Source organism: Telluria sp. AZSoR62, from assembly GCF_058111565.1.
In genome coordinates, this window is record NZ_JBYTST010000235.1 from 1 (window position 1) to 298 (window position 298).

1 protein-coding gene is annotated in these 298 nt (G+C 46.0%); it reads left to right on the forward strand.

The genetic code is table 11. The features are described 5' to 3' along the window. Nucleotides 1-213, forward strand: a 213-nt coding sequence (locus tag AC3XQU_RS23645; protein WP_489876579.1) for a hypothetical protein, incomplete at its 5' end; no start/stop codon positions are given. Between the last annotated feature and the right edge of the window lie 85 nt (nucleotides 214-298).

Below are 298 nucleotides of genomic sequence, written 5' to 3' on the forward strand. Positions count from 1 at the left end.
CGGGATGCATGCGGCTCATTTCTCTTATCTCCTAGCACTTCGGTGGTGGCCGCCTTCTGTTTTCGACATTTAATACAAGGCGGCTATTCTGATCTGATCGTGGTGAAGGCACTATTTTATCGTTTTGCTTGGGCGAACCAGAGTCGCACTAAAAACATTAACCATCTGCAGCTTTACTTATTTGGAGCCCTTAAAACCTTCACGTCTGGCTAGACAAGGCAAAAAACGTACCAATCTTCAGCTAGCTACGCAAAAGCAATGCGGGCCTTCAAAACAATCCATTCTATCTGCACTACGG